Origin of the sequence: Calothrix sp. CCY 0018 (assembly GCF_963920925.1) — a bacterium.
Taxonomy (GTDB): domain Bacteria; phylum Cyanobacteriota; class Cyanobacteriia; order Cyanobacteriales; family Nostocaceae; genus Rivularia.
In genome coordinates this window covers 62655-89289 of record NZ_CAWUDI010000011.1, presented here as the reverse complement: position 1 = coordinate 89289, position 26635 = coordinate 62655, and the positions used below count along the sequence as shown (strand labels likewise).

At 37.3% G+C, this 26635-nt stretch carries 15 protein-coding genes and 1 pseudogene; all 16 read left to right on the top strand.

Translation table 11 applies throughout. The features are described from left to right. The first annotated feature begins 810 nt into the window (after nt 1-810). The 16 genes and pseudogenes from ACM03V_RS10400 (at nt 811) to ACM03V_RS10325 (ending at nt 26567) form a co-directional block, all read left to right on the top strand. Complete coding sequence (locus ACM03V_RS10400) at nt 811-1710, top strand: WecB/TagA/CpsF family glycosyltransferase (protein ID WP_414620699.1); 900 nt, start codon at nt 811-813, stop codon at nt 1708-1710. A 230-nt stretch (nt 1711-1940) separates the two neighbouring features. Continuing rightward, the gene (locus ACM03V_RS10395) at nt 1941-2915 is read left to right on the top strand and encodes a glycosyltransferase family 2 protein (RefSeq protein WP_414620698.1); all 975 of its coding nucleotides are present in this window, start codon (nt 1941-1943) and stop codon (nt 2913-2915) included. Then, nucleotides 2908-3846 (top strand): glycosyltransferase family 2 protein, encoded by a 939-nt coding sequence (locus tag ACM03V_RS10390; protein ID WP_414620697.1) that lies wholly within the window; start codon nt 2908-2910, stop codon nt 3844-3846. Before ACM03V_RS10395 ends, ACM03V_RS10390 begins: the two co-directional genes overlap by 8 nt. 235 nt (nt 3847-4081) lie before the next feature. Continuing rightward, nucleotides 4082-5008, top strand: coding sequence for a glycosyltransferase family 2 protein (locus ACM03V_RS10385; RefSeq protein ID WP_414620696.1), 927 nt, complete (start codon nt 4082-4084; stop codon nt 5006-5008). Nucleotides 5009-5100: 92 nt separating this feature from the next. Beyond that, a complete protein-coding gene (locus ACM03V_RS10380) occupies nt 5101-6570 on the top strand; it encodes an MOP flippase family protein (RefSeq protein ID WP_414620695.1) in 1470 nt (489 codons plus the stop codon). 185 nt (nt 6571-6755) lie between these two features. Then, a complete protein-coding gene (locus tag ACM03V_RS10375) occupies nt 6756-8006 on the top strand; it encodes a polysaccharide pyruvyl transferase family protein (protein WP_414620694.1) in 1251 nt (416 codons plus the stop codon). Nucleotides 8007-8131: 125 nt separating this feature from the next. After that, nucleotides 8132-9289 carry a glycosyltransferase family 4 protein gene (locus ACM03V_RS10370; protein WP_414620693.1) on the top strand — a complete coding sequence of 386 codons (1158 nt, stop codon included), beginning with the start codon at nt 8132-8134 and terminating at the stop codon, nt 9287-9289. 8 nt (nt 9290-9297) lie between these two features. After that, nucleotides 9298-10632: an O-antigen ligase family protein gene (locus ACM03V_RS10365; RefSeq protein WP_414620692.1), complete on the top strand. Its 1335-nt coding sequence runs from the start codon at nt 9298-9300 to the stop codon at nt 10630-10632. Between the two features lie 85 nt (nt 10633-10717). Next, a complete protein-coding gene (locus ACM03V_RS10360; RefSeq protein WP_414620691.1) occupies nt 10718-12745 on the top strand; it encodes a GumC family protein in 2028 nt (675 codons plus the stop codon). A 1630-nt stretch (nt 12746-14375) separates the two neighbouring features. Then, nucleotides 14376-15209 (top strand): WecB/TagA/CpsF family glycosyltransferase, encoded by an 834-nt coding sequence (locus ACM03V_RS10355; RefSeq protein ID WP_414620766.1) that lies wholly within the window; start codon nt 14376-14378, stop codon nt 15207-15209. A 387-nt stretch (nt 15210-15596) separates the two neighbouring features. Then, entirely contained in the window at nt 15597-17165 is a 1569-nt protein-coding gene (locus ACM03V_RS10350) for a cation:proton antiporter (RefSeq protein ID WP_414620690.1), read from the top strand. A 1539-nt stretch (nt 17166-18704) separates the two neighbouring features. Then, nucleotides 18705-20219 carry a pentapeptide repeat-containing protein gene (locus ACM03V_RS10345; protein ID WP_414620689.1) on the top strand — a complete coding sequence of 505 codons (1515 nt, stop codon included), beginning with the start codon at nt 18705-18707 and terminating at the stop codon, nt 20217-20219. A gap of 590 nt (nt 20220-20809) precedes the next feature. Continuing rightward, the gene (locus ACM03V_RS10340; protein ID WP_414620688.1) at nt 20810-22612 is read left to right on the top strand and encodes a pentapeptide repeat-containing protein; all 1803 of its coding nucleotides are present in this window, start codon (nt 20810-20812) and stop codon (nt 22610-22612) included. A 364-nt stretch (nt 22613-22976) separates the two neighbouring features. Further along, nucleotides 22977-23216 (top strand): annotated as a pseudogene (locus tag ACM03V_RS10335) (pentapeptide repeat-containing protein); the annotation flags it as partial. Nucleotides 23217-23227: 11 nt separating this feature from the next. Continuing rightward, the gene (locus ACM03V_RS10330) at nt 23228-23545 is read left to right on the top strand and encodes a pentapeptide repeat-containing protein (RefSeq protein ID WP_414620687.1); all 318 of its coding nucleotides are present in this window, start codon (nt 23228-23230) and stop codon (nt 23543-23545) included. 679 nt (nt 23546-24224) lie between these two features. Then, on the top strand, nt 24225-26567 hold the full coding sequence (locus ACM03V_RS10325) for a glycoside hydrolase family 31 protein (RefSeq protein WP_414620686.1): 2343 nt from the start codon (nt 24225-24227) through the stop codon (nt 26565-26567). Nucleotides 26568-26635 lie beyond the last annotated feature (68 nt).

Here is a 26635-nt window from a genome sequence, read left to right as displayed (position 1 = left end):
GAGTTTAAGAAGTTTCACATTTAACAGGAATATTTTTCGTACACATTGGAAGCTTATCTTTTCATATGTAATAATAAATGCTTGAAAAAGCTACGTATAATTAAATAAGCTTCATAGATAGAACTAGCTATTTGTGCCCACTTTCCATTTTTAGGGAGTGGGTTTTTAAAATCTTTCTCCGTATCAATATTAATATTAGTAGTAAATATAATGCAATATTTGTTACTTAATATATTTAATTTTTAATAGTTTATTCGGATAGCCAAAGATATCACCAATCCTTCAAAACACCCTTTTAATTACAGCTACAAAAAAAATGTATGATAAATAACTTGACAGTTGGTGATTTTTGATTATATTGGTATCTATAGAGACAAATAATTATAGGTTGCTGTTTCTACCAGAGTAAGTCTATTTTCATGCCAAAAAATAGCGCTTTGTAACAAAGAATTTTGCATTTCACTTCCCATTGCACTTAGACGTAAGCGCATGGTGTTTTTTTTGAGCATCGAACTATATCATCGAAATCTATGTTAACTTCCATGCCAGAGGTTAATTCTGAGAACAAAACAATTGATTCCGTTTGTGTTTCCGGCGGATTAGTGAAGTAATCAAGCTTACTATATTGCTTGGTATATTTAGCGTTTGAAAATGCGTTATTTGGTGCCAAAGCAACATTTTGATTAGCGATCGATTGCTGAATTTTGTTTGCATTTACTAAAGGTACACGATAAATTTACCATGCATTTTTGCAGGTTAAATTGTATTGTTATGTATCGGCTGCTTCAAGCTATTTATAGGTAACTACAAATGAAAAATTTTCATTCTCGGCTACTAGAGTCCCAAATTGATGATGGCGTTCGATTGAAAAATACAAGCGGTGAAGTTGCTAGTGAAAAAGAAAAAGTAACCGCTTTAAGCGTGTATTTGTTAGGGCGGCGAATTGATTGTATGAATATCTCTTCGATTGTAGAAGCTGTTCGGAAGGCTTGTATAGAAGGCAAACAAATAACCGTAGCACATTACAATATTCACGGCTTCAATTTATCACTACAATTCCCTTGGTATCATCAGTTTTTGCAAAGCGCAGATATTACTAACTGTGATGGCATGGGAATATTGAAGGCGATCGCCTTTATGGGCTTGGATTTACCTTTAGATTATCGGGTTTCCTATACCTTGTTAATGCCCGAAATATTGGAAAGTTGCGAACGGAATGAATTTTCAGTATTTTTCTTGGGTGGAAAGCCCGAAAATTTACAAGCTGCGATTGATAACCTGAAATTAAAGTATCCAAAGGTTCGTTTTGGGGGACATCATGGATATTTTGATAAAGAAGATCCACAAGTTAATCAAGCTGCCGTAGAGCAAATCAATCAGTTTAAACCCAATATTTTGATCGTAGGTATGGGTATGCCAATTCAAGAATATTGGGTACAGAAGCATCGCCATAGCTTACAGGCGAACACTATTATGGTTGGTGGAGCGATTATCGATCGCATGGCTCGAATAGTTCCCGACTGTCCGCATTTTATATCTAATTTAGGTTTTGAGTGGCTCTATCGTCTCGTGCGCGAACCTAAACGGCTTGCTGCTCGGTATTTGTTAGGAAATTCGGCTTTTGCGCTACAGATTGCTTTGGCAATTTTTAATCAGTCGTTGTTACGAGTAGAACTTACTCCAAAGGTAGAAAGCATTGATTTGAATTAGTAATCTGGTAACTGAAAAATAACGGGTGGGGAGTAGGGAATGGGCAACAGGGAACAGCCATACAACTGACATCTTGCACCATTTTCAACACCGACTGGGAATTTATTCCTGGGCTGCACAAACAAAGTCGTCTTTAGACGACTAGGTATGGGATGAGAGTGTGTTTTAACATACTTTGCATATTGCCATGATTATTTACCAAATATATTTCAAAATAAGGAGGGGATTTTTTGAAACCCTTAGTTAGTGTAGTAATTCCCACTTTTCACAGAGCGCAATTAGTAAAGCGTGCTGTCATGAGTGCATTGACGCAAAGTTTGCAGGAAATAGAAGTTTTAGTCGTCATAGATGGAATAGATAAAGATACAAGTTTAACGCTTTGTGAAATAGATGATTCGCGACTGCAAGTAATTGAATTATCTACAAACCAAGGAGCCTGTTTTGCTCGCGATTTTGGTGTTAAATCTGCTGTTGCAGAATGGATTGCTTTTTTAGATGACGATGATGAATGGATGCCGCTAAAGTTGGAATTACAGCTTGAGATAGCAAAGGCTTCCGATCATAAATTTCCGATTGTTAGTAGTTATCTAATTGCGAAAACACCACAAGGTGAAGCGATTTGGCCCCGTCGGCTTCCCAAAAAAACAGAGCCTCTGTGCGAATATTTATTTGTTCGCAATACTTTATTTATGGGAGAAGGATTAATTCAAACCTCAACTATATTTACCAAAAAGGAGTTATTACAGAAAGTATCTTTCGATAACCATCTTAAGAAACATCAGGATTGGGATTGGATTTTACGGGCAATTTCCATTAAAGATGCAGGATTGGAATTTGCACCTCAAGTACTGGCAATCTGGAACTTAGAAAGAACGCGCCAAAGTTTGAGTAAAAGTTTTTCTTGGCAATCTTCACTTAACTGGATTCAAAGCAGACGAAATTTAGTTACCCGAAAAGCTTATTCATCTTTTATCCTGGCAGAAGTCAGTGCGCGGGCTGCTAAGGATGGCGATCGCCATGCATTTTTACTTCTGTTGCGCGAAGCTTTTCGATTTGGAAAACCTCAACCAATGGATATTTGCCTGTATTTGGGAATGTGGATATTTCCTCAAAGTATTAGAGGTAGATTGCGAAATATTTTGAAGCGAAAACCCAAAGTAATTGCTGTAGAGATCAAGTCAGAAGGAGCGATTTTTAATGTTTGAGATACCAAAAGTAAGTGTAATAGTTCCGGCTTATAATGTCGGCAAGTATATTCAAGAGGCTCTAGTTTCTTTAGAAAAGCAAACATTTTCAGATTTTGAAGTATTGATAGTTGATGATGGTTCAACTGATGATACTGCGGCTGTTGTACAAAAATTCTGTCAGCGCGATACTCGTTTTCAGCTATTAAAAAAAGAAAACGGCGGTTTATCATCAGCACGCAACTACGGTATTCGTCATGCACAAGGTGAATATATTGCTTTACTCGATGGTGATGATATTTACCATCGAGATAAAATAGCAACTCATATAGCTCGATTGTATAATCAACCTGATGTTGGGGTAGTTTACAGCGCTTCGCGGACGATTCGCGATGATGGAAAACCTACATTTATTTGTTTGAGCGGTAAGCCAGTCCATTCAAACCCAATGCTCGCCTTACTTTGCAAAAACTTTGTCGGACATGGTTCTAATGCAGTTTTTCGTCGTTGCTTAATAGATGAAGTCGGGGGATTTGATGAAAGCTTACGCAGTTGGGAAGATGTGGATTTATGGTTGCGAATAGCTGGAACACAGAAATGGCGTTTTTACCGAGAAAAGCGGGTTTTATGCTACTATCGCGTGCGTTCATCTGGATTATCTTTCAATTTCGTACAAATGCGGAATTCTGGGGCAATTGTCATTGAAACTGCTTATCAACGTTCGCCAGAGTTGATTAAGCCAATGTTACCAACCGTTTACGCCTATATGTATCGCTATCTATCGAGGTTATGTCTTCAGGGTGGCGATATGCAAACAGCCCGCGATTTTATCGATCAAGCTCTGGTTTGTGACAAGTCTATTTTCTATCGGGATATTCGTTCTTTATTAACTTTGGTATCGGTACGTTTATCACCCGTTGCCAAATTCGCTATTGGGCGATCGCTCGGTTGAGTTATTTGTAAAACACCAGCAATAGAGCTAGTACTCGAACACATAAATAATAAGAGGTAATCATGGCTCGTAGTAGCGCTATACTCGCCTCATCTTTCCGAATTAGGAGACGCTTAAGCGCTACTACAAAACAATAAGAATTAATGTTGCGGAGTAATTAAAAAAAAGGAAAACGTACAGATTTATTTTTCTTCCCCATTCCCACTTCCCTACCCATTCCAATCAAGGAGAAAAAATGCGAGTTGCTGTATGCATAATAACTTGTCAACGTTCTGAAGGCTTAAAACGTTTGCTTAATGGTCTAAATAAACTCAAATTTAAACTTTGCGAACAACCTTCTCTAGAAATTATTGTTGTTGATAACGACGAAAATTGCTCTGCTCGTCAACTTTGCTGCGGGATGAATTCGCAAATTAAATGGACGCTAAAATATTGCGTCGAGCCACGTAGGGGAATTCCTTTTGCTAGAAATAAAGCCATTAATTGCGCTGGAGAAAGTTTTGATTTTATCGCTTTTATTGATGATGACGAAGTTCCTCAAACATCGTGGTTAGATCAACTTTTGCACGTTCAAAGTTTATATAGTGCAGATGTAGTTGCGGGCCCAGTATTACCTTATTTTCATCAATCTGTTCCCAATTGGATTATAAAAGGAGAATTTTTTGAGCGCTTACGTTATTCTACAGGTCATATTATCGAAGGAGCGGCTACTAATAATGTGTTGATTTGTAGAGAAGTTTTGCAAAAATTGCAGCCATGTTTTGATGAGCGTTTAGCATTAACTGGTGGTTCGGATTGGCACTTTTTCCGACGTGTCTTTTTTGCAGGTTATAAAATGGTATGGGCAAACGATGCTTTGGTTTCAGAGTGGATACCGGCGAGTCGTGCTAATTTAGTATGGCTGCTGAAGCGGAATTATCGATTGGGAATTACTGAAAGTTTCTGCGAAGTCGAATTAAATCCTTCAGTTTTAGTGCGAGCTACGTGCATTTTCAAAGGAATTAGACGAATCATCAAAGGAACTTTATTTATTCCACTATCTTTAATTTGGGGTAAACATGAAGTCTTTCAAACCTTGAGATATATTTACCACAGTGCGGGAATGCTTGTAGGTATAACAGGTAAGAAATATCAAGAGTATGAAAAAATTCACCAAGTTTAAACGGTTGTCAATAAACTAATACAGGCTTCTTTTTCTATTCCCCGTTCCCTATTCCCTATTCCCTATTCCCTATCTTGACGAAAAGGTAATTAATGAACAATCTCAAAGAAAAAGCAATCAAAGGCGTGGTTTGGACTGCAATGGAAAAATGGGGCAGCCAAGTTATTTCCTTTGCTGTTTTTCTTATTCTTGCACGTTTACTTGAACCCGAAATTTTTGGTTTAGTAGCTTTAGCCAACATATTCTTTGCTTTGATGCAGGTATTCCTCGATCAAGGATTTAGTAAAGCGATAATCCAACGTCAAGAAATAGAGCGCGAACATTTAGATACTGCTTTTTGGACTAACATAACTATTGCGGTACTGCTATTAGGAATTAGTCTTGCTGGGGCTGGATTTATAGCTAATTTATTCAAACAACCTGCACTTACACCGATTATCCGTTGCTTGTCATTTAATTTTGTATTTGCTGCTCTTAATAGCGTACAAAGCGCCCTTTTATATCGGCAATTAGCTTTCAAGACTTTAACTACTCGGACACTTTTGGCAACCTTTACAGGTGGTACGGTTGGTGTAGTCATGGCATTTTTAGGATTTGGTGTTTGGAGTCTTGTTGGGCAACAGTTAACTAATGGTTTTGTAGGGGTTTTAGTTCTGTGGTGGAGTACTGATTGGAAACCAGGATTTCAAATTTGTAGAAAGCATTTTAAGGAATTGTTTTCTTTTGGAATTAATGTAGTTGGGATTCAAATACTAGACTTTTTTAACCGTCGCTCTGACGATTTGTTAATTGGTTATTATCTGGGTTCTGTTGCTTTAGGTTATTATACGGTTGCTTACCGCTGGTTACTGATTATGACGCAGTTATTAACGAGCGTTACCAATCAAGTGGCAATGCCTGTATTTTCTAAACTACAAAAAGAACCAGAATTATTAAAACGTGGATTTTACACCACCACACAATTAACAAGCTTAATTTCCTTTCCTGTATTTACAGGTATGGCAGTATTGGCACCCGAAATAGTCAAGAGCTTATTCGGAGAAAAATGGATGCCTAGCGTTCCAGTTATGCAAGTTTTGGCTTTTATTGGCATTCTTCATTCTCTACAATACTTCAATGGCAGCATAATTATGGCGATGGGAAAGCCTTTGTGGAAGCTGAAGCTCAACTGCTTGCACGCTACGGCGAATGTAATTGCTTTTGCCTTAGTTGTGCGCTGGGGAATTCTAGCAGTGGCAGCAGCCTACGTTATTCGCGGCTATCTGCTTTCACCAATAGAACTATTTATCATCCGCAAATTAATTCCTATTAATATCGGTACATATCTTCGTCAATATATTGCTCCACTAATAGGAACAATCGTAATGGCAACCACAATGCTGGGATTCAAATATTTATTCGGTAATTACTTAATACCTCCTGCATTATTAGTCATTTCTACGATTTTAGGAATAGTAACTTATACGGTGATGATTATACTTCTGGCACCCAAACTAACACGCAAAATATTTAAGACTTTTCACCTAGCTATGCCTGTAAAGCTTAGAAATATCAAAAGATAAAGGAACAGGGAACGGGGAAAAAAGACGGTATTACTTTCTTCCCGGCAGAAGATTACTAATTAAAAAAAATCGCAGAGGCGCAGAGTACGCAGAGGAAAGAAGTAAAGAGAGATAGACAATTTTAGAGCGGAAAAGAAGTAGTTATTTCAGTTTTTGTAAACAATCTCAATGTAGAGAAGGTAAAAATGAAGATTAAACAGTTTCTAAAGTTTTCGATGCTCGCGTTGTACGCTAATTTATTGCGATTAAAACGAGTTTTTCAATGGAATCAAAAACAGAACGATTCAGTTCTTTTACTTCCTCCAGCAAGATTTGGCAGCCTTGGCGATGAAGCAATGATCACCGCTGTAATAGAATATTTTAAAGGTGAAGGTGCAAAACAAATAGGCTTTATTTCCTATAGTTTAGCCAGTAACTGGGAGAATTTTAAGCCCGCAGTTACAGGAATTAATACTGTTTGTCATTCATTAAGTGATTCTTGGAAAGAGAATTTTCATCTCGTGACTGTAGCTAGCCGTTATGATAAATTTTATTGTTTGGGAGCAGATGTAATGGATGGTTTCTACAGCGAAAAATCTTCTCTTACAAGATTGAAATACGTTTCATTAGCCAAGCAAACAGGAGCAGAAGCTGCCATTCTTGGCTTTAGTTTTAACGAACAACCAGCACCCAAAGTTATTCAAGCTTTCCGCAATTTATCTTCGGAGATAAAACTATATTCACGAGATCCTGTTTCACATAAACGCTTAATTAATTACCTACAACGTTCCGTCACTCTTGTCGCAGATTTGGCATTTCTTTTACCCCCAGCGGAAAATCCAGGAGCGTTGTCTGAGATTTTACAATGGATTAAACTTCAGCAGCAGAATCAGCGAATATTGATTGGTATTAATGCAAATTCACAGTCATTCTCTAATATAGATAAAGAATCAGTTCATGAAATAATCAAAATTTATGTAGATACTTTGGTTGAAATTCACTCAAAATATCAAAAATGTAGTTTTGTATTGATTCCTCATGATTTCCGTAACACTGACAAGCAGTCGAGTGACATTAGGTTATCCGAAGCTATACTAAACGCCCTTCCGAAGGGAATTCGATCTGATTGCGTGAAAGTACCAACACCTTTTAGTGCAGCAGAAATTAAGTCTGTATGTAAACATTTGGATATAGTTTTGACTGGGAGAATGCATCTTTGCATTGCCTGTTTGAGTCAAGGTACTCCTGTAGGCTGTATAACTTATCAAGGTAAATTTCAAGGGTTATTTGAGCATATTGAACTAGATGGAATGCTGATCGATCCAGAGCAGGCTTGCCAACCCGGATATCTCAGTAATTTCTTTATTCCTCTCATACAGCACAGAGAATATAACCGTCAGCGCATACAAGAAATTATTCCCAAAGTTAAGCAGTTAGCACTAGCCAACTTTAAATAGTAGGTTTCATTTGTTCCGACGGGTTGTAGAGACGTTATATATAACGTCTCCCGACGGTAACAGGAAAAAGAAACCATTCAAAATTCATACAATCGTGTTAATTTTCTATCTAATTAATTAAAAATATGAACAAATTACAAACACCCACAGAAGCTAATTCGGACAAATCCCAATTTGAACTTGATCGCATAGTTGAACAAGTTAGCCGCACGAATAATTTAAAGGCAATCTTTCTACCAGTATTCGATACAATAAATCCTTACCAAGAACAATTAATTGAACATTTAGTTGACTTGGGTATGCAAATAGAGAAAGGTAATCCTAGCAATTACCTTATCCCAACTGTAATCAAAGAAGGAAAGCCACATATCTTACATTTACATTGGCTGCATCCTTTATTTGTGAGAAGCAATTGGCTAAAATCCCTTATTAGATTAACCATATTAATTACCGAACTCTATATTCTCCGACTCATGGGTGTCAAAATAGTTTGGACTGCCCACAACCTCAAAAATCATGATAGCTTGTACTTGAAATTCGATCAAATATGTACCAGGTTTATAGCTAAAATTAGTCATGGAATAATTGCTCATTCTCATACAGCTAAAGCCGAAATTATCAAAACATTAGATATAAAAGATCGGAATAAAATATTTGTAGTACCTCACGGCAATTATATTGGCTACTATGATAATAATATTGGTAGAGTAGAGGCACGAAAAAAATTAAATATCCCAAATCAAAAGATTGTAATGCTATTGCTTGGTTCGATTAGGAGCAATAAGGGAGTATTAGAATTAATTGAAGCTTTTAAACGATTAAAACAGGAAAAAGTAGAATTATTAGTTGCTGGCAAACCAGCTAATAAAGAATTTGAACAACTCATAAAGCAGAAAATATCAGAACATGAGAATATCCAACTAAAATCTGGATTTGTCCCCGATGAAGAAATTCAAACATACATGAATGCTTGTGATGTGGTTGTATTTCCTTACCAAGAAATTCTGACATCAGGTGCAGTATTCTTAGCTATGTCATTTAGTAAACCATGTATTGCTCCCCGTAACTGCTGTTTGGGTGAAGTATTAGATCATGATGGAGCTTTTCTATATAATTCAGACTGCCAAGATGGTTTATTGCAAGCTATGGAATATGTAATAAACAATCAGTCGAAACTGATAAATATGGGCAAACATAATCTTCAGTTAGCCGAGCAATTCAATTGGAGTAAAGTTGCCGATATGACAATCAAACTTTATCGAAATTGTTTAGTTAAATCGTAAAATTTGGAATGTCAGACACAACCTTTAGTACGCAAACATTTACAAAGTACGGCTTCAAGCTAGGTAATCTGTCACTTGCCGAAAAAGTGATTTACTGGACAATTATCTTGACACCTTTATGGTGGATATTAGGAATACAAACTATTTTGTACCCAACAGTTGCTGCTTTTTTGCTAGTAGTTAGATTCAAGTTTGACAAAATCATCAAAGGTTCGCTGCCAATTTGTAATTGGGCTTGGCTGGGAATGATTTTAGTTGCGCTTTGGACTAACATTATAGGATTGGAATCAATAGGTTTTCAAATATTAAAAACAGCAGCGACATTGTTTACTTTATTTAAAGGTTACTTTTTGATCTTTGCTTGTCTAACATTACCATTTTGGCATCGCATCAGGGTAAAGGTAATTACGCGAGCCGTTAGCTGGATGAGTGCAAGTTATTTAGTTATTCTTACGATTCAATTTCTGATACTTTTTGCAATAGGGCCTCAAAAATCTTTTTTACCTCCACTAGCTCGTTTAATACCGGGAGACAAATTAAGTTTGATGATTAAATTTGCAGTCATCCAGCCTTTTTTTGGTATTCCTTTACCTAGAACAGATTTATACACGGCAGATCCTCCAATTTTAGGAGTTTGTGCCCTTTTATGCTTTTTTATATGTTTAGAAGAATCTAACCGCAGCCTGCGTAAAGTGTCTTTAATTGGTTGCTTAGCTGCACTATTAGTATCTCAAAGTCGTCTTGCTTGGGTATGTTTTCCGTTAGTATGTAGTATTATATATTGTTTTCGTAGCGGGTTAGCTCGACAAGCTTATTTATGGGTAATATCTTTGCTAACTTTATTTGCTGCTGTATTAAGTTTGAGCCTTAAAGATTTAATCGCTTTACCTCTAACAACTTTTAATAACGCTCGCGCTGACTCTTCTAAAGATAGAGAATATGTTGTAAACGCAACCATTGATGCTTGGAAAAAATCACCATTCGTAGGTTGGGGATTTATGGAAAAAACAGTAAGTTGGGGAAATGGAGCTTTTGAAATGCCCTTGGGAACGTTTTCTTCATATGCTCAAGTGCTTTATATACACGGTATTTTCGGTTTTATAATCTTTATTTTGGCGCTAGTTTCAACTTTGTGTAGCTTTTGGCAACCTGCTATGTTCGGAAACATAATTTGTCAGCGAGCATTTGCTTGCTTAGTGGCTTTATATTTACTTCTTCATGCCACAAATTTAAGTTGGATGGCGATTTATTTTTGGTTCTTTTTTATTTGGCTGGGAGCAATTCTTTCTGAAGTGCAACAGCTTAATGTTACCGAATGGGAAGAGTTATCAAATCGATTTTAGATTTTGGATTTACAATTTTAAATTTGAATAATTGATAACTGCTCACTGATAACTGCTCACTGCTCACTGATAACTGATTAATATTATGAATAAAATAAGTGCGATCGCCTTCCGACATTGGAAACCTGTAATGGTTTGGAACCTATTCGTTTTAGGTTTAACTGGTTACGTCGCAACAGTTACACCCCGCGTATGGAGTGCAACGACACAGTTAACTGTTCCTGGAAGCAGTGGTAATTTAGATGCTAATTTAGGTATTTTGGGTTCTTTGAGAAATGATGCTCCTAATATTTCTGCTGGAAATAGTCAATTAGAAATGCAGCAAAGAATTCTCACCAGCGATACCTTGATAGAAAATGTACTCAGTATAGATCCAGAGAAAGCTGATTTTGCTAGTTTATCTGCTTACAAATCGCTATTCGAGGTTATCGTTGATGAAAATTCACCCATTTTAACTATTAACGTTAGTAGCTCAACTCCAGAATTAGCAAAAATCCGAGCAAAAAATCTCATCAATTCCTATCAAAAGCGACTAAATCAACTTCGCAAACAAAACCGTTCATCTAAAAGACAATTCAGTGCGGTTGAATTAAAAGATGCTCAAAATAATTTAATTTTGAGACAACAAGCTTTAGCACAATTTAAAAGAAGCAGTGCATTGGTTGATGCTCCAGAACAAACAAAAGCGATTGTGACTACGATTGACACTTTAACAAAAGCACAATTAGAGGCATTATCTCAAGCCGAATATAATCAGAATCGTGTTAATACTTTATCAAATCTTTTAAGTATGTCCTCCAACCAAGCAATTCGTTCTTTAAGCTTAGGTGAAAATAAAGATTATCAATTCATTAGAAATCAACTATCAGAACTAAAAGCCGAAATAGCGAAGAAACGTACTAAGTATACTGATAATCATCCCGTACTCAGGGAACTTCTACAAGAGCAACAAGTATTATTAGATCGAATGCAGAGTCAAGTAGAAAAAACTGGCGACGGTACTGCTTTTGACACAACCGTAAGCACAGAAGGAAAAGGACGTGCTGGTTTAATAGAAGAATTAGTCTTGGCAGAAACCGAAGCCTCCGGTCAACAAAAACGCGCTAAACTAATACAAAGTCAAATAGATACGCTAAAAACTAATTTAACTTCTATTCCTAATCAACAAAAAAGGTTGATAGAACTTCAACGCAATGTAGATGTCGCGGAAGGTGTTTATAAAGGTTTAGTTGCTCAGGTACAGCAAACTAATATCGATGTTTTTGATGTTTATCCTAATGTGGAAATATTAGATTCCCCTAGAGTTAATAGCAATCCTATTTCTCCAAAAAAATCGTTAATGATTTTAAATGCTTTTTTGGCGGGAATCATTGGCAGTATTGCCTTAATTTTATTCTTAGAAAGACGCAATCCATTATTAACTCCTCAAGACTTAAAAGATATGCAATTTCCTATAGTTGTCTCTATTCCCCGATTCAAAGGTGGCAAACTAAAATGGAAATTAGATGATGATAAACAAGAAAAGTTTCAACGTCTTGCTTCAGCCATTAGCTTGCAATCTTTAGATAACCGTCGTCTATTAATTACCAGCGCCATGTCAGGTGAAGGTAAAACAACTGTAACTTTAGGGTTAGCAAAAGCATTAGTCGATTTAGGTTTTCGAGTATTGGTAATTGATGGAGATTTTATCCGAGCAAAGCTGACTCAAAATTTGGGTTGCGCTCAAGAATTGAACATTACAAATACAGTTATTCCTATCGAAGCGAATTTAGATTTATTGCCTGCAACACCACAAAGCGGCATTGTGAAAATGGTGTCTCAGGGAGGATTCCGACAATCGCTGATAGATGCAGAAACCCACAATAAATACGACTATGTTTTAATTGACACTGCTCCGGTGAGCGCTACAACTGCTACAGCATTAATGACGGCTCAAGTTCCCAACGTATTATTTGTTGTCAAGCCCGGTATGAGTTTTAGCAACTCGGTTAGCGATAGTTTACAGCAGTTAATGGAACATCAGGCTCAAGTATTAGGTTTAGTTGTCAATGGTGTGGAAACGGATGCTAAACCTTATAAGCAAAGTTTGCATTCGCTTGTACAGCAGATTTGATTTCAGTTAAGATTTACGCACTCGTAACAACAGATAAGGCTTTGTGAGAAAAGGCACGTCATGACTTCAGTAACGAGTTTTTTGCTATAACTCAAATCTTGCACCATTCGAGGGCACGCATAAAGAAACCGAGTTTCTAACATTGGTGCAAGATGTCAATTGTGATAGACTTGAATTCGGCTCTGCCCTTCATTCATCCTAAAGGTAGAATCTGTAAAATTAAGAATTCATTATTAAAATTATTTTGTCTGTAAATCATAATACCTCACTAAAAACACCATACTTCGGCATCTTAGTGTAAATTAATTCTTTTTATGGCTCGATTGCGGATATTTATGCTTGTAATCTGTATAATGCTTTATCTGCATCAAAAGGCTTTAGCCATTTTTGTGTTGAACTTTTTAAGATCGCTCTTAGCCTTGATTAAGCGTATCTTTTTGATTTTTAAATTCTATCTCGAGCAGAATACTATGATATGTGCAATATAGCTTCTATCTTAGGAAGTAGACGTTTGGATTTAAGGTATAAAGTAAATATACTTGTATTTTAATACTTACTTGACATATTAAGATAATTTCATATACTGATATTTATACCCAATTAACACCTGAGTGTTTTTACTGTAATTGCGCTATTTTTTGCCAAGATAGTGTATTATCGCAGAAACGCTTACAGTAGATTTTTTATTGTGCCAAAATGCAAAGATATAAATAGACTTTAGTTAATTGGCTAAATCAGTTAAATTTCAAATTAACTTGAATTAAACGTTAATTAAGGTAAATAAATTCCGTTTTTAGCGGATTTATATGCTTGCAATTAGGATAATAACTTCTTTTGCTAAGTATGTTCCTCAAGAAAATTGTAATTACCTCCTCTATCCCTCTTGAGTGTTTCCTAATAGTAAGTAAGCAATTTTATAGACATATTGCTTATCGAACAGAACTATTGAATTTTTTCCTCTTTAGGTTCGCGAAAGCTGGATGAATTCTAAATAGCTATGATTTGTTTACCTTTCTTTTTGTTAAAGGTTTAGTATACGACTACCACGAATTTTTGACAGGGCTGAATCATTTTATCTACCAAAGGCTTACTAATGTTTAAGCAGATTTGTCTAATCAAATACTTTCTTTTTTCGGTGGCACGGACTCTATTCAATAAAGATTATTTTCAATCGAAAAATACGCAAAACAAAGCTATAAATACTATTATCTTACAAAGAATAATTGGTGTAAAGTGGTAAATATTAACACTGCATTTTTTGATATATCTATATGACAAATTAAATAAATATAGGTTAGAAGTTTTTTTAAGTTACCTGCATAATATAAACAGTGTTGTCTAGTAGCTAAATTAAATGATTCCGAAGAATAAGCTACTTTTTGGTATATAGTGAATTCACAGGCTTTTCCTTAATTTAAAAAGGATGTTTGGAGTATTCATTCTCCCAATGCATTCACAGAATGTATCACGTTCCAAACTCAAAGGTTAGATAATATATTACCAACAAAGTTCAAAATTGATTTGAACAAGATTAGTTTTGCCTTATTATTATCTCTTTGCAAGTGTGTTTCTCAAAATAATATCAGCGAGGTCAGACAAACAATTATATTCTTTACTCATAGATAAAAACATGAAGCAAATTAATTTACTCAATCTGAATATTCAAAATATTACTATGTCGGAGCTTTTAGAAAAGCTTCGATTTGGTGGTGTTGTATTTACTCCAAACTTAGACCATTTGATGAAGTTACAAAAAAACTATAACTTTTATCAAACCTATAAAAAAGCCGATTATGTAGTTTGTGATAGCAAAATACTAATGTACGCATCAAAGTTTTTAGGTACTCCACTTCAAGAAAAAATATCTGGATCTGACTTATTTCCAGCTTTTTATAATTATTACAAGAATGATAGTAAAATGAAAATTTTCTTATTAGGAGGTATAGGAAAAACGGCGAAAATAGCCCAACAAAAAATTAATTCAAAGGTTGGTAGAGATATGATCGTAGCGACCTACTCACCTCCTTTTGGATTTGAAAATAATCAGCAAGAGTGCCAAAAAATCATTGACTTAATTAACCATTCAGGAGCAACCGTACTAGGTATTGGTGTTGGTGCCCCAAAACAAGAATTATGGCTCGATCAATTTAAAAATCAATTAAAAAACGTTAAAGTATTCTTAGCGATTGGCGCAACAATTAATTTTGAAGCTGGTGATATCAAACGTGCGCCCAAATGGATGAGCGAAATTGGTTTAGAATGGTGCTATAGGCTTTTATCTGAACCTAAGCGTCTCTGGAAAAGATATTTGCTTGATGATTTACCATTTTTCTGGTTAGTTTTGCAACAAAAATTTCGACTTTACAAAAACCCTTGGTCGTCAGTTCAGCAATATCATTCGACGATGTTGAACTTTAAAAATCAAACGGTCAAAAACGAATCGAAGATTTCAAAAGAATGCTAAAGAAAACAGTTATAAAAACTAATATTAATTAGTAATATCTAGTTGATAGCAGGAAGGTGGAGAGAGAAGAAGAAGAAAAAACCATTCATTAGCGATCGCCATACACTCGTTGTTTGATCGCCCCCAACGTGCTTTGCATTTAACGCACAGAATGAAAAAAAGCCAGATTGTATAGCCCAATAAGGCGATAAATATTGATCAACTTTGTTGCCAGCCACGAAAAGCAACAAATGTTTAATTTTTTTGTACAGATATTTTGTCTAACAACCGCCTAAAATGGATTGTTGCAACCTCAAATGTTTGGCAGATGCTCGTAATAAAACCAGCAGGAAAGCCAAATATGAATATCGGGGTGCGACAAATAAAAACAAATCTACAAATTAGGCTATGGCAATTGAAGCTGCGGTGGGTGAATCTGCCGGTATCGAACAAAATCTCAAGCAATTTCTCTTAGTACTGTCCGTATCTCTAAGCGTAGCGACGTTACCGCAAATTTTTAGCTGGTTTCGCCAAATCCCTTACACTTTATTGTTGGTAATCGCCGGTTTGGGTTTGGCGTTTATTGATGTACGGCTGGTAAATCTTTCTCCCGCATTAATCCTAGCGATTTTCCTGCCTCCTTTATTATTTGAGGCAGCATGGAATTTAAAGTGGTCGAATTTAAAGCGAGATTTCTTTCCTATAACTCTTTACGCTGTAGTCGGAGTTGTAATTTCCATTGTTGGTGTAGCGCTGGGTTTAAATCAAATTGCTGGCTTACCTTTAACTACAGCTTTACTTATAGGTGCAAGTCTTTCTGCTACAGATCCGGTTTCGGTAACTGCTTTGTTTCGCGAATTGGGAGTTGACAAACGCCTTACTACTTTAATGGAAGGGGAAAGTTTGTTCAACGATGGGATGGCAGTTGTTGCTTTTGGTTTCTTGGTTGCGTTGCCTTTGGGAACGGCGAAACTAGGAGTATCAGAAGTTGTCTTAGAATTAATTAGCGTTATCGGTATCGGGCTTGCGGTTGGTGGATTAATTGGTTTTGGTATCTCCTACCTAACTCAAAGATTTGATTTACCGTTGGTAGAACAATCATTAACATTAGTATCAGCCTATGGTACATATATAATTGCTGAAGAATTCGGCGGCTCCGGTGTAATTGGAGTTGTTACCACCGGCTTAATTTTAGGTAACTTTGGTTCCCGAATCGGCATGAACCCGCGTACAAGGGTAATTGTCAGCGAATTTTGGGAATTTGTCGCTTTCTTTGTTAATTCAATAGTTTTCTTATTAATTGGCGATCAAATAAGATTTTCCAACCTTGCAGATAACTTATTAATTATTGGCGTAACCATTGCGGGAATGATTGGATCGAGATTAATCTCCGTCTACGCTTTAGGTTTCTTCAGCAATCGCATAGTTAATTCCAATATTAGTTTAGCGGAACAAACAATACTTTGGTGGGGAGGTTTGCGGGGTTCGGTTTCTATTGCTCTAGCATTAAGCGTACCAACTATATTAGGTAAAGAAAGAGAAGACATCATTTCTACAGTATTCGGCGTAGTTTTATTCACTTTATTAGTACAGGGATTAACTACGAAACCTTTACTAAAAAAGCTGAATCTTCTCGGCGATCAACCTTTACGTCAAGAATATATGCAGTTAGTAGCCCGTGAAAATGCCCTACAAAGAGTTTTGAAATATTTAGATGAAGTAGACGACGAACGTCCCGGACTTGATATGGAATTTTGTCGCTACCAAGAAGCATTAATAAAAGGAGAATTGAGTAATATATCAGGAAAGATTGCTAAATTACAGATTGAGCATCCCAGCTTAAGAACATTTGCCAGCGAACAATTACGAAACGAACTATTAGCAGTAGAAGCCGATACTTATGCTGAATTTGTGCGTAATGGTCGATTAAATCAAGAACTTGCACCTTTGTTGCAAGAGGTTTTGGAAGAAAATTGATACAGGGCAAAGGTTAAAGGTCAGTTTTTGTATGTAGGGTGCGTTAGACTTTGGTCATAACGCACCGAAAACAATACTGGATCGTTGTTGCTTACAGGTTAAATTAAAATACTGATTCATTTGTATTTCTGGAAATATAAAAAATTATATTTTCTTAAGAAAATTATCTATTTAATACTTACACTTTTTTAATTGACTTTCTATTTATGAGTCTATACTGAACTGACTATTCAGTTATGGAAAACTAAAGAAATTATAAACTTTCTGTAAAGTAAAAAAAGCAACTTTTATTTTTTGAATGTTTTACGCAAACAGAACTGTTTTTATACTACGAACAGAGAAATAATATTTTTTATTATACTAACCCAAATGCACGTTAGCAGAGCGTTTCGGAGATTTTGCCTTCTCCCAAAATGATATTTGTAAGTCGTTTTTAGTCTAAAAGTCACAAAGGTAGTAATCCTAGGGTGAGGGGTGAGACCCCTCTTGAAGTTTAAGAAAAATTAGGAGCTAATTATATTTGTAATCTTTTGAATACTACTAAAAAAACTTACGGATGTTAAATCATGGGTTTAAAGTGTTAACACTTCAGTGGATAAATTTTGTTTAAGTTAACACTTTGGGGGATAAAATTTTGTTTAAATGTGTTATCATTCTTTTGCTACATTAATTTTTTTGTAAGTATGTTTAAGTCGATACTCTTGCTGTGTAAGGGGTTAACTTAATCATTAAATAATAAACTCAAAGGATAAAGTAAGTAACGGTTTTTACTAAGGTTTCCGAGAAATCCTCATGTGATAAGCTAACGCTTTTTATGGATTTGGTGGTCTATCAAAAGTGTTTTCTAGAGGCTTTCTACTAGTTTTTCAAGGTAGCATTGGAGAAAGTTTTGTCTACAATGCTCTAAATGTTTGCAACCTTATCTCTTAGGGACTTCTAACTTGGAAAATATCCAACTTGGATTGTGTATGTAGTACGAATCGAAAAGCTCTCTTAAGACATAGAGCCAGCAAGATGCTTATCCTTGCGGACACGCTTTACTAACGCACTCCTATCATTGGATAAATTATTTTTTGGAAGTTCTTTACAGCTTTAAAAACTCGACAAATTTTTGTGTTCTTTGCCGAAAAAGTTAATATTAAAACCATTGGTATTTGACAACAGTCCTGTAGTTCTGTTTGTTGAATCACCAGACTAAGTAGAAGTTCGCAAAACAATGGCTAGAGTATTTGTTAAGTACACGCTACGCAAACACTTTTGAGAATCAAAAATCATAGATTTCTGGCTATGAAACTCCAGCGAAGTAACTCTTAAAAGATTAGTTTTCAAGAGTTTATTGAGCGCTATTAATTCCTATCCGAATTCTATTTACTCCCAGGTATTGAATATGTTGACAGAGTGCTATTTACAGGATTACTGCTTCAAATCTCCTCTCATCATGTCTTTTTTACCCCTCTCCTAAATTCTGGAGGGGGGTAGATATGGTGAGCTTGTCGATCAACTTAATCGTTTTTTGATTTTTGAAGGAGTACTGAATTTATGGCAGTCCAGAATTTTAACGAACAGACTCTGATTAACCAAAGTTTCCATGGTCAGAATCTTAATGGTTCTACCTTCGTGAAAACCAAGTTTGAAGGTGGTTCCTTGGTTAACACACGTTTGAGAGGGACTAACTTTAGCGAAGCAGAATTGTTAGGTGTGAATGCAACTGGTGCTAATTTTCAACCCAATAACAATTTCCAGACAACCAGCTTCGCTAAAGCCAAGTTAGAGGATAGCAATTTCACCAATGCTAACTTCCAAAATGTGCAATTCTCAGATGGTGTAGAATCTGCTGAAATCATCGGCGGAAATCTCACTGGAGCTAACCTTCGGGGAGCTAATCTGTCTGGAAGCAAGATTGAGGGTGTCACTATCGGTAACAACACCAGATTTATCTTGGCTAACCTCAGTGATGCCGAACTTAGTACTATCTCAAATGGTAATCCTAGCTTCCAAGGTGCTAATTTAACCAATTTATCAGCTGAAGGTAGCGATTTAAGCGGTGCTAACTTTACTGCTTTTAATGGAACAGCGACTAACTTCACAGGCGCACAACTAAAGGGTGCTGATTTATCCGGTAGCAATTTCACAGGTGTTTCTGTACCAGGGATTTCTTTTGAAGAAGTCATTTTAAGTGACGCTAACTTGACAGATGCCAATTTTAGTGGAGCTGTCTTAGATAAAGCTAATTTAAGCAACGGTACATTTATCGACGGTGCTGATGCTGGTACAGTTGGTACTAACTTCTCCGGTGCCTCACTTGTTGAAGTAAATGGAGTTGGTGGCGACTTCACAAATGCTTCCTTTGTCAATGCTGACCTCAGCAAAGCCGACTTTACAGGAGCTAACTTCACTGGAGTCGATTTGACTGGCGCTATCTTGACAGATACTATTCTTCCTGTCAGTGGAATCACTGGAACTGCTGGTGCGGATTTATTAATTGGCACAGGTTTACCTGACTTAATTGACGGCTTAGCAGGTGCTGACACTCTCCGGGGCTTAGGTGCTAATGACACTTTGTTAGGTGGCAATGGTGCAGATAGCCTCGAAGGTGGAGATGGTGACGATTCTCTTGATGGAGGAGCAGGAAGAGATACTCTACTAGGTGGTAACGGTATTGACCTTCTATTTGGTGGAGCTGGCAACGATGTTCTCAACGGTGGTGAGGGCAACAATATCCTCGACGGTGGTGATGGTAGCGATACCTTAATTGGTAGTTCTGGCACTCTTGAGGGTGAAAATGAGATTATCCTCGGTTCTGCTGACCTTTTCAGTGGTGTAGCTAGTGTTGACACCATTCAAGGCTTCTTTGATGGTCAGGATGCGTTTGAATTCTTTGAAGACCCCGCTGGACTCTTTGAAATCGACCCTGGTGATTTGCAGGTCGTAGGAGTCGGCAGCAATGCTGTAATTCAATGGGATAATCCGTTGACTGCTGCGGAGACCTTCCAAGATATTGCGATTGTTCAAGGTGTATCCGTCGAAGTTGTCGAGGCTAACTTGGCTCTTTAAGGTTATTCACGACAAGCAATAGCGATATTCTGTTTCAATGGTTTGAGAAGTAGTTATGCAAGACAAATTCTGTAAATAAATGGTAAATAGCAACCATTATTGCCTTGAGAAACGTTTACCCAAGAAAAAATCAGTTTTTTCGGGTCAGTCAGTTGGAGATTCATCAGTAATCAATGTTTGAGACACTTTATTTCTGGCAAAATAAGGTGCATTGCTCTCAATCAACTGTCTATAAGGTTTCTGGCATTGCTTGAATACCGATTCTAAATTTACAGAACAGGTCTCGCACAATACGGCTTCAATTACTATTTACCAGATTGGTAATTTTCCAAAATTAACATGGGGTGAGGTTGTTTTGCAACCTCTCTAATTTCCCTTTTGGGTTTGTAGATAATCTCATTCGTCGGGTTTTTATAGGGCTTATCTTGTCAGTTTTGCCGAAATTTATCTAGGCTCTTATTTTGGCAAAGGTATTGCTTGTATTACAGATATTTATGCTAAAAACCCGACTGCCCGAAACTACTAACAGACAATATTTTTTTGCAATTTTTTGCAATTTTAAAAATTTCAAATAAAAGAGGTATCTAGTTATGGCAGTTTTCAATTTTAGCGAACAAAAACTGGAAGGAAATAATTTTAATGGTCAGAATCTTAATGGTTCTAACTTTTTTAAAACAGAATTGCTCGGTGTTTCATTTGTGGATACATTGCTCAGAGGAACTAACTTTGAAGAATCAAAGTGGTTAAATGTAAATGCTTCCAATGCTAACTTTAGACCTAGTGCAAATTTTCCGACAACCACTTTCTTTAAAGCAAATTTAGAGAATGTTAATCTGAGTGGTGCGAACCTACAAAATGTGAATTTGTCAGAAATTAGCATTAATAAGGGTATTAATCTCTCGAATGCCCAATTACAGAATGCCAATTTGTTCAAAGCTGATATCAGTGGTGAACAGTCGGAGCGTCCAAATTTTACTGGGGCTAACTTGACGGGAGCTAATCTAACTGAAGCCGGTTTGAAAGCTGCTAATTTAACAGATGCTAATTTGACCAATGCTAATTTGCAAAAAGCTAGCCTTGAAGAAACTATTTTAGTGAATACAAATTTCACAGGAGCTGACTTTAGGGAAAGCAATTTCACGGATATTACTCTGAGTAACTCTATCTTTGATTTGGCAAACCTCAGCGATGTGCAGTGGAGTGATGTTTTGCCAGCTTCGGGAAGCTCAACCAATTCTAGTTTCCGGGGTGCTAATTTAACCAACTTTAGCGCCGAAGACTTGAATCTTGCTGGTGCTGACTTCACTAACTTTGATGCAAGTAACCCGACTCTACTGACTGGTATTAGTCTGGCTGACACTGTACTTAATGGGGCTAATTTTAGTGGTGTTTCTGCTGAAGGTATCTTCCTTGAAAAGGCTGATTTAACTAATGCTAACTTGAGTGGGGCAGACTTCAGTAATGCCAATTTAAAAAGTGCAATTCTTACCGGAGCAAACTTAACGGGAGGAATTCAACTTGATGGTGCATTTCTCGAAGAAGTAAATTTAAGTGGAGTTGACCTCAAAGATGGTAATTTAGCTGGTGCTAACTTAAATAAAGCGAATTTAAGCAACGGTATATTTATAGACAGTGCTGATGCTGACACAATTGGTGCTGACTTCTCCGGTATTTCATTTGTTGACGGTATTGCAATTGGTGGTAACTTTACGAATGCTTCCTTTAGAAATGCTGACCTCAGCAAAGCCGATTTTACAGGAGCTATTCTCACTGGAGCCGATTTCACTGGTGCGAATTTGACAGATACCATCCTCCCCCCAATTATTCCCCCTAATACAAACCCTGCAACTAATGGTGCGGATTTACTTACAGGAACAGCCCTGGCTGACTTGATTGATGGCTTAGGAGGAAATGACACTCTCCAAGGTTTGGATGGTAATGACACCTTATTAGGTAGTGGAGGTGCTGATTCCCTTCAAGGTGGAGCCGGTGACGATTCTCTCGAAGGAGGGAATGGAGCAGACACCTTACTTGGTCAAGCTGGGAATGACTTCCTCTTTGGTAACGGTGGTAATGATTCTCTCCAAGGAGGAGGTGGAGAAGATTTCCTCGCGGGAGGAAACGGTAATGATACCTTGGTTGGTGGAGGAGCAGCCGATGAATTTGAAATCGGTCAAGGTGGTACTGATATCATCAAAGACTTTGTGGATGGTGTTGATGTATTTGCCTTGTTTGAAGGAGCAACAACAGAAATCGAATTTACTGACTTGACAATTGGAGCAGACCCTGGTAATAGCAACAATACTTTGATTTCCTTGAGTGCTACTAACCAAATTATTGCAATTGTAGAGGGTGTAAATTCCAGCTTAATTACCGTAGCTGACTTCGATTAAGTTGATTTTATAGGGTAGGGCGATGGATAACGCATTCGTAGTGCGTTATCCATCGCATCGCACTACCGAACACCTATCAAAGACGCAGTGACAAACTACTAATCATTTTTCTCTAATGAGATAAAAATAGTCATTGCAAGCCCCTTTATGATTAGGGTGCGAAATTTGAGATTAGAAATTTGAGATTAATTTATAGCTTGTGTGCAATATGTTCACAGATTTCTATCTGTTCAATTACGACTTCAAATCTCCTCTCATCATGTGTTATTTACCCCTCTCCTAAATTTTGGAGAGGGGGAGATATGGTGAGGCGAGTTGATCGATTTAATTGTTTTTTGATTTTTGAAGGAGTACTGACTTTACACAAGCGAATCTAATTGAAGCGAATCTAAAAGCTGCTGACTTAACAGGTGCAACATTAGTAAATGCTAACTTGAACGGAGCTAGCCTTGAAGAAATTATTTTACAGGATGCAAATGCTAGAGGAGCAGACTTTAGCAATACCAATTTCACTGATATCTTCTTGTTGAATAATAATTTTAACCTTGCGAACTTTGAAGGTGTCTCGTTTAGCGATGTCAATTCATCAAAGGTGCGAATTTAACAGGGGCTGATTTGACTGGAGTTAACCTGAGTGGGGCTGACTTGACAGAGGCTAATCTTACTGGTGCTGAATTGGATGATGCCAATTTGTTTGGTGCTATTTTAGACAAAGCTGATTTTACCAGCAGTATATTTATTGATGGTGCTGATGCGGATACACTCGGCGCTGATTTGTCAAGTATCTCGTTTGTTGATGGTATTGCCATTGGTGGTAATTTTACCGACGCACTTTTCGTTAATGCTGATTTATCAAAAGCCAACTTTACCAATGCGATTACAACTGGTGCTAACTTTGCTGGTGCGAATACCACTGATACTATTGGGCTTTAAAGGTGAGAGGTGAGGAGGCAACAGTAGTAATTTAGGTAATATTGAGTAAGGGTGTGTTGGCTTTGGCTGACACGCTCTTTTTAGGTTAAAGGTTAGAGGATGTTTAACAAATATCCGGCGGTTAAAACCGCGACTACACAAGCAAAGTCCACCTGCGTGGACTTGACAACCCGCGACGGCGGGTTTTGTTTTTGTAGCTGCGGTTTCAACCGCTATTAATAAAAAATAATTACTCATTTTAAACGTTTAAAAATAAATTTATTTTTGATATTCTTAAATTGATAAAATACTCATCATAACATCGAAATTTTTACTTCTAACCCCTCACATTTCTAAACCCAGAAGTCGGGTTTCTTATAGACAGGACTTAGGATATTGCCACAAATAGACATCTCCGGAAAACATTTCTATGGTTTTAAATTACACACAAACCGCGAGCCCCCCTACCCCCCTTCCCTATGAGGGAATGGGGGTTTTAAGCCTCTCCCCCAGTGGGGGAGAGGTTTGGATGCAGTTCTTTTTCTTTTCCGGAGATGTCTAATGGTTGATGGTGCGTGACGCTACAAACTTTATAGAACCGTTCAAATTAACTCTGCGGCGTCATACACCCTACAATAAAAAAGTGCCAGTTGCCGCCATTCCTAATAGAAACCCGACTTCTCACCTCTAACCTATTATCATGCCAGAATTCATCGGACAACTCCCCAAACGCGAACCTGCTTGGAATGCAATATCTTCAGTACAAAGCTTCCAACGCACTGCACAAAAACTACATTTCGACTGCGGTAATAATTCTCGTCTGACTTTAACCATCCTTGCAAATAATTTAATTCGAGTCCGTTTTTCTCCCAATGGAGAGTTGACACCGAGACGCTCTTGGGATGTCAATTTACCTGACGAAGAATGGAATGCTGTAGATTTTGATATTGAAGAAACTGACGAATTAATTACCGTCGAAACCGAGAAAATCAAGGTTTGCGTGCAGCGAAATCCTTGTCGGGTGATGTGTTTCGATAAAGCTGGCAATCCTTTCGCTCGCGATACTGATTTGGGAATTGCTTTTCATCAAGGTGAAATTTCTAATTGGAAAGAAATTAGCGCACAAGAAAGATTTTACGGTTTTGGAGAGCGATCGGGATTATTAAATCAGCGAGGTAAGTATTTAACTAATTGGACTACCGATTGTTTGGATTACACCATGCTGACGGATGAGATGTACCAAGCGATTCCGTTTTTTATGTCTTTGCGTCCAAATGTCGGTTACGGGTTGTTTTTCAATACTACTTTTTGGAGTCAGTTTGATGTTGGTGCGACGCAATTAAATACTTTGCAATTAAAAACCCAAGACACCGAACTCGATTACTATATTATTTACGGCCCCGAACCCTCAAAAATCCTTGAAATTTATACCCAGCTTACCGGAAGAATGCCGTTACCACCGCGTTGGGCTTTGGGTTATCATCAATGCCGTTGGAGTTACGATTCGGAAACCGAAGTAAGAGAATTAGTTAAACAGTTGCGCGATCGCCGTATTCCCTGCGATGTCATCCACTTAGATATCGATTATATGCAGGGTTTCCGAGTATTTACTTGGAATAAACAGCGGTTTCCCAATCCCAAAAAGTTGATTGAAGAGTTATCGCAACAAGGAATCAAAGTTGTTAATATCATCGATCCAGGAGTAAAATTCGACCCAGAGGCAGATTACCAAGTCTGCGATGAAGGCTTAGCAAAAGATTATTTCATCCGTAAGGCAGATGGTCAAGTGTTCCACGGTTATGTATGGCCCGATAGAGCAGTTTTTCCGGATTTTATGCGTGCTGATGTGCGGGAATGGTGGGGGAATTTACAGCGCAATCTTACCGATGTTGGTGTGGCTGGTATCTGGAATGATATGAACGAACCAGCTTTGAACGATCGCCCTTTTGGGGATTTGGAAGGAATTAAAATCACCTTTCCTCCTGATGCACCTGCGGGGGATGGGGAAGATAAAACGACTTGGAAGGAAACCCATAATTTATACGGAATGAATATGGCGCGTGCTTCTTGCGAAGGGTTGCTGAAATTGCGCTTTAATAAGCGTTCTTTTGTGTTGACTCGTTCCGGTTTTGCGGGAATACAGCGTTATTCGGCAGTTTGGACTGGTGATAATCATTCTAAGTGGGAATACTTAGAAATGTCCTTACCGATGCTGTGTAATTTGGGATTATCCGGTGTGGCTTTTGTCGGTGCAGATATAGGTGGATTTGCTGGAGATGCAACACCAGAATTATTCGCTCGCTGGATGCAATTAGGAATGCTTTACCCATTGATGCGCGGTCATTCCATGATTGGAACTAAGCGTCACGAGCCTTGGGAATTTGGTCAAGAAGTAGAAGATATTTGTCGTAAATATATCGAATTACGCTACCAATTATTAGCTTATTTCTACACTTTATTTTGGCAAGCATCGACAAAAGGGGAACCCGTTTTACGTCCGTTACTTTACCATTATCCCGATGACGTAAAAAGCTATGAAATATACGATCAAGTATTAATAGGTTCTGCGATAATGGCAGCACCAATTTATCGTCCAGGGGTAGAAAATCGCATGGTATATTTACCTGAAGGTACCTGGTATGACTGGTGGAATCATCAATACTATCAAGGTTCTCAAAATATTTTGATTGATGCACCTTTAGAAAAAATGCCTTTATTTATAAAAGAAGGTGCAATTATTCCTTTGATTCGAGTAATGCAATACGCGGAAGAATTACCAGTAAATGAAATGCGGTTGTTAGTTGCACCAGGTACGGGAGAATTTACACTATATGAAGACGACGGAGATACATTTGCCTATCGCGACGGTGAGAGTTGTACTACACAATATCGAGTTGATTTAGAAGGAAGTAAAGTAGTAGTTGAAATTGAAGATAGAATTGGAAAGTGGACTCCCGACGAACGTAAAATTGTTGTTGAAGTAATAGGTAAAGGGGAGCAAGAATTTATAGATGATGGTAGTAAAAGAAGATTAGTTTTTTAATAATAAATGTAGAGACGTAGCAGTGCTACGTCTCTATTTGTCGGTTATACACGAAAATGCAACTAAAT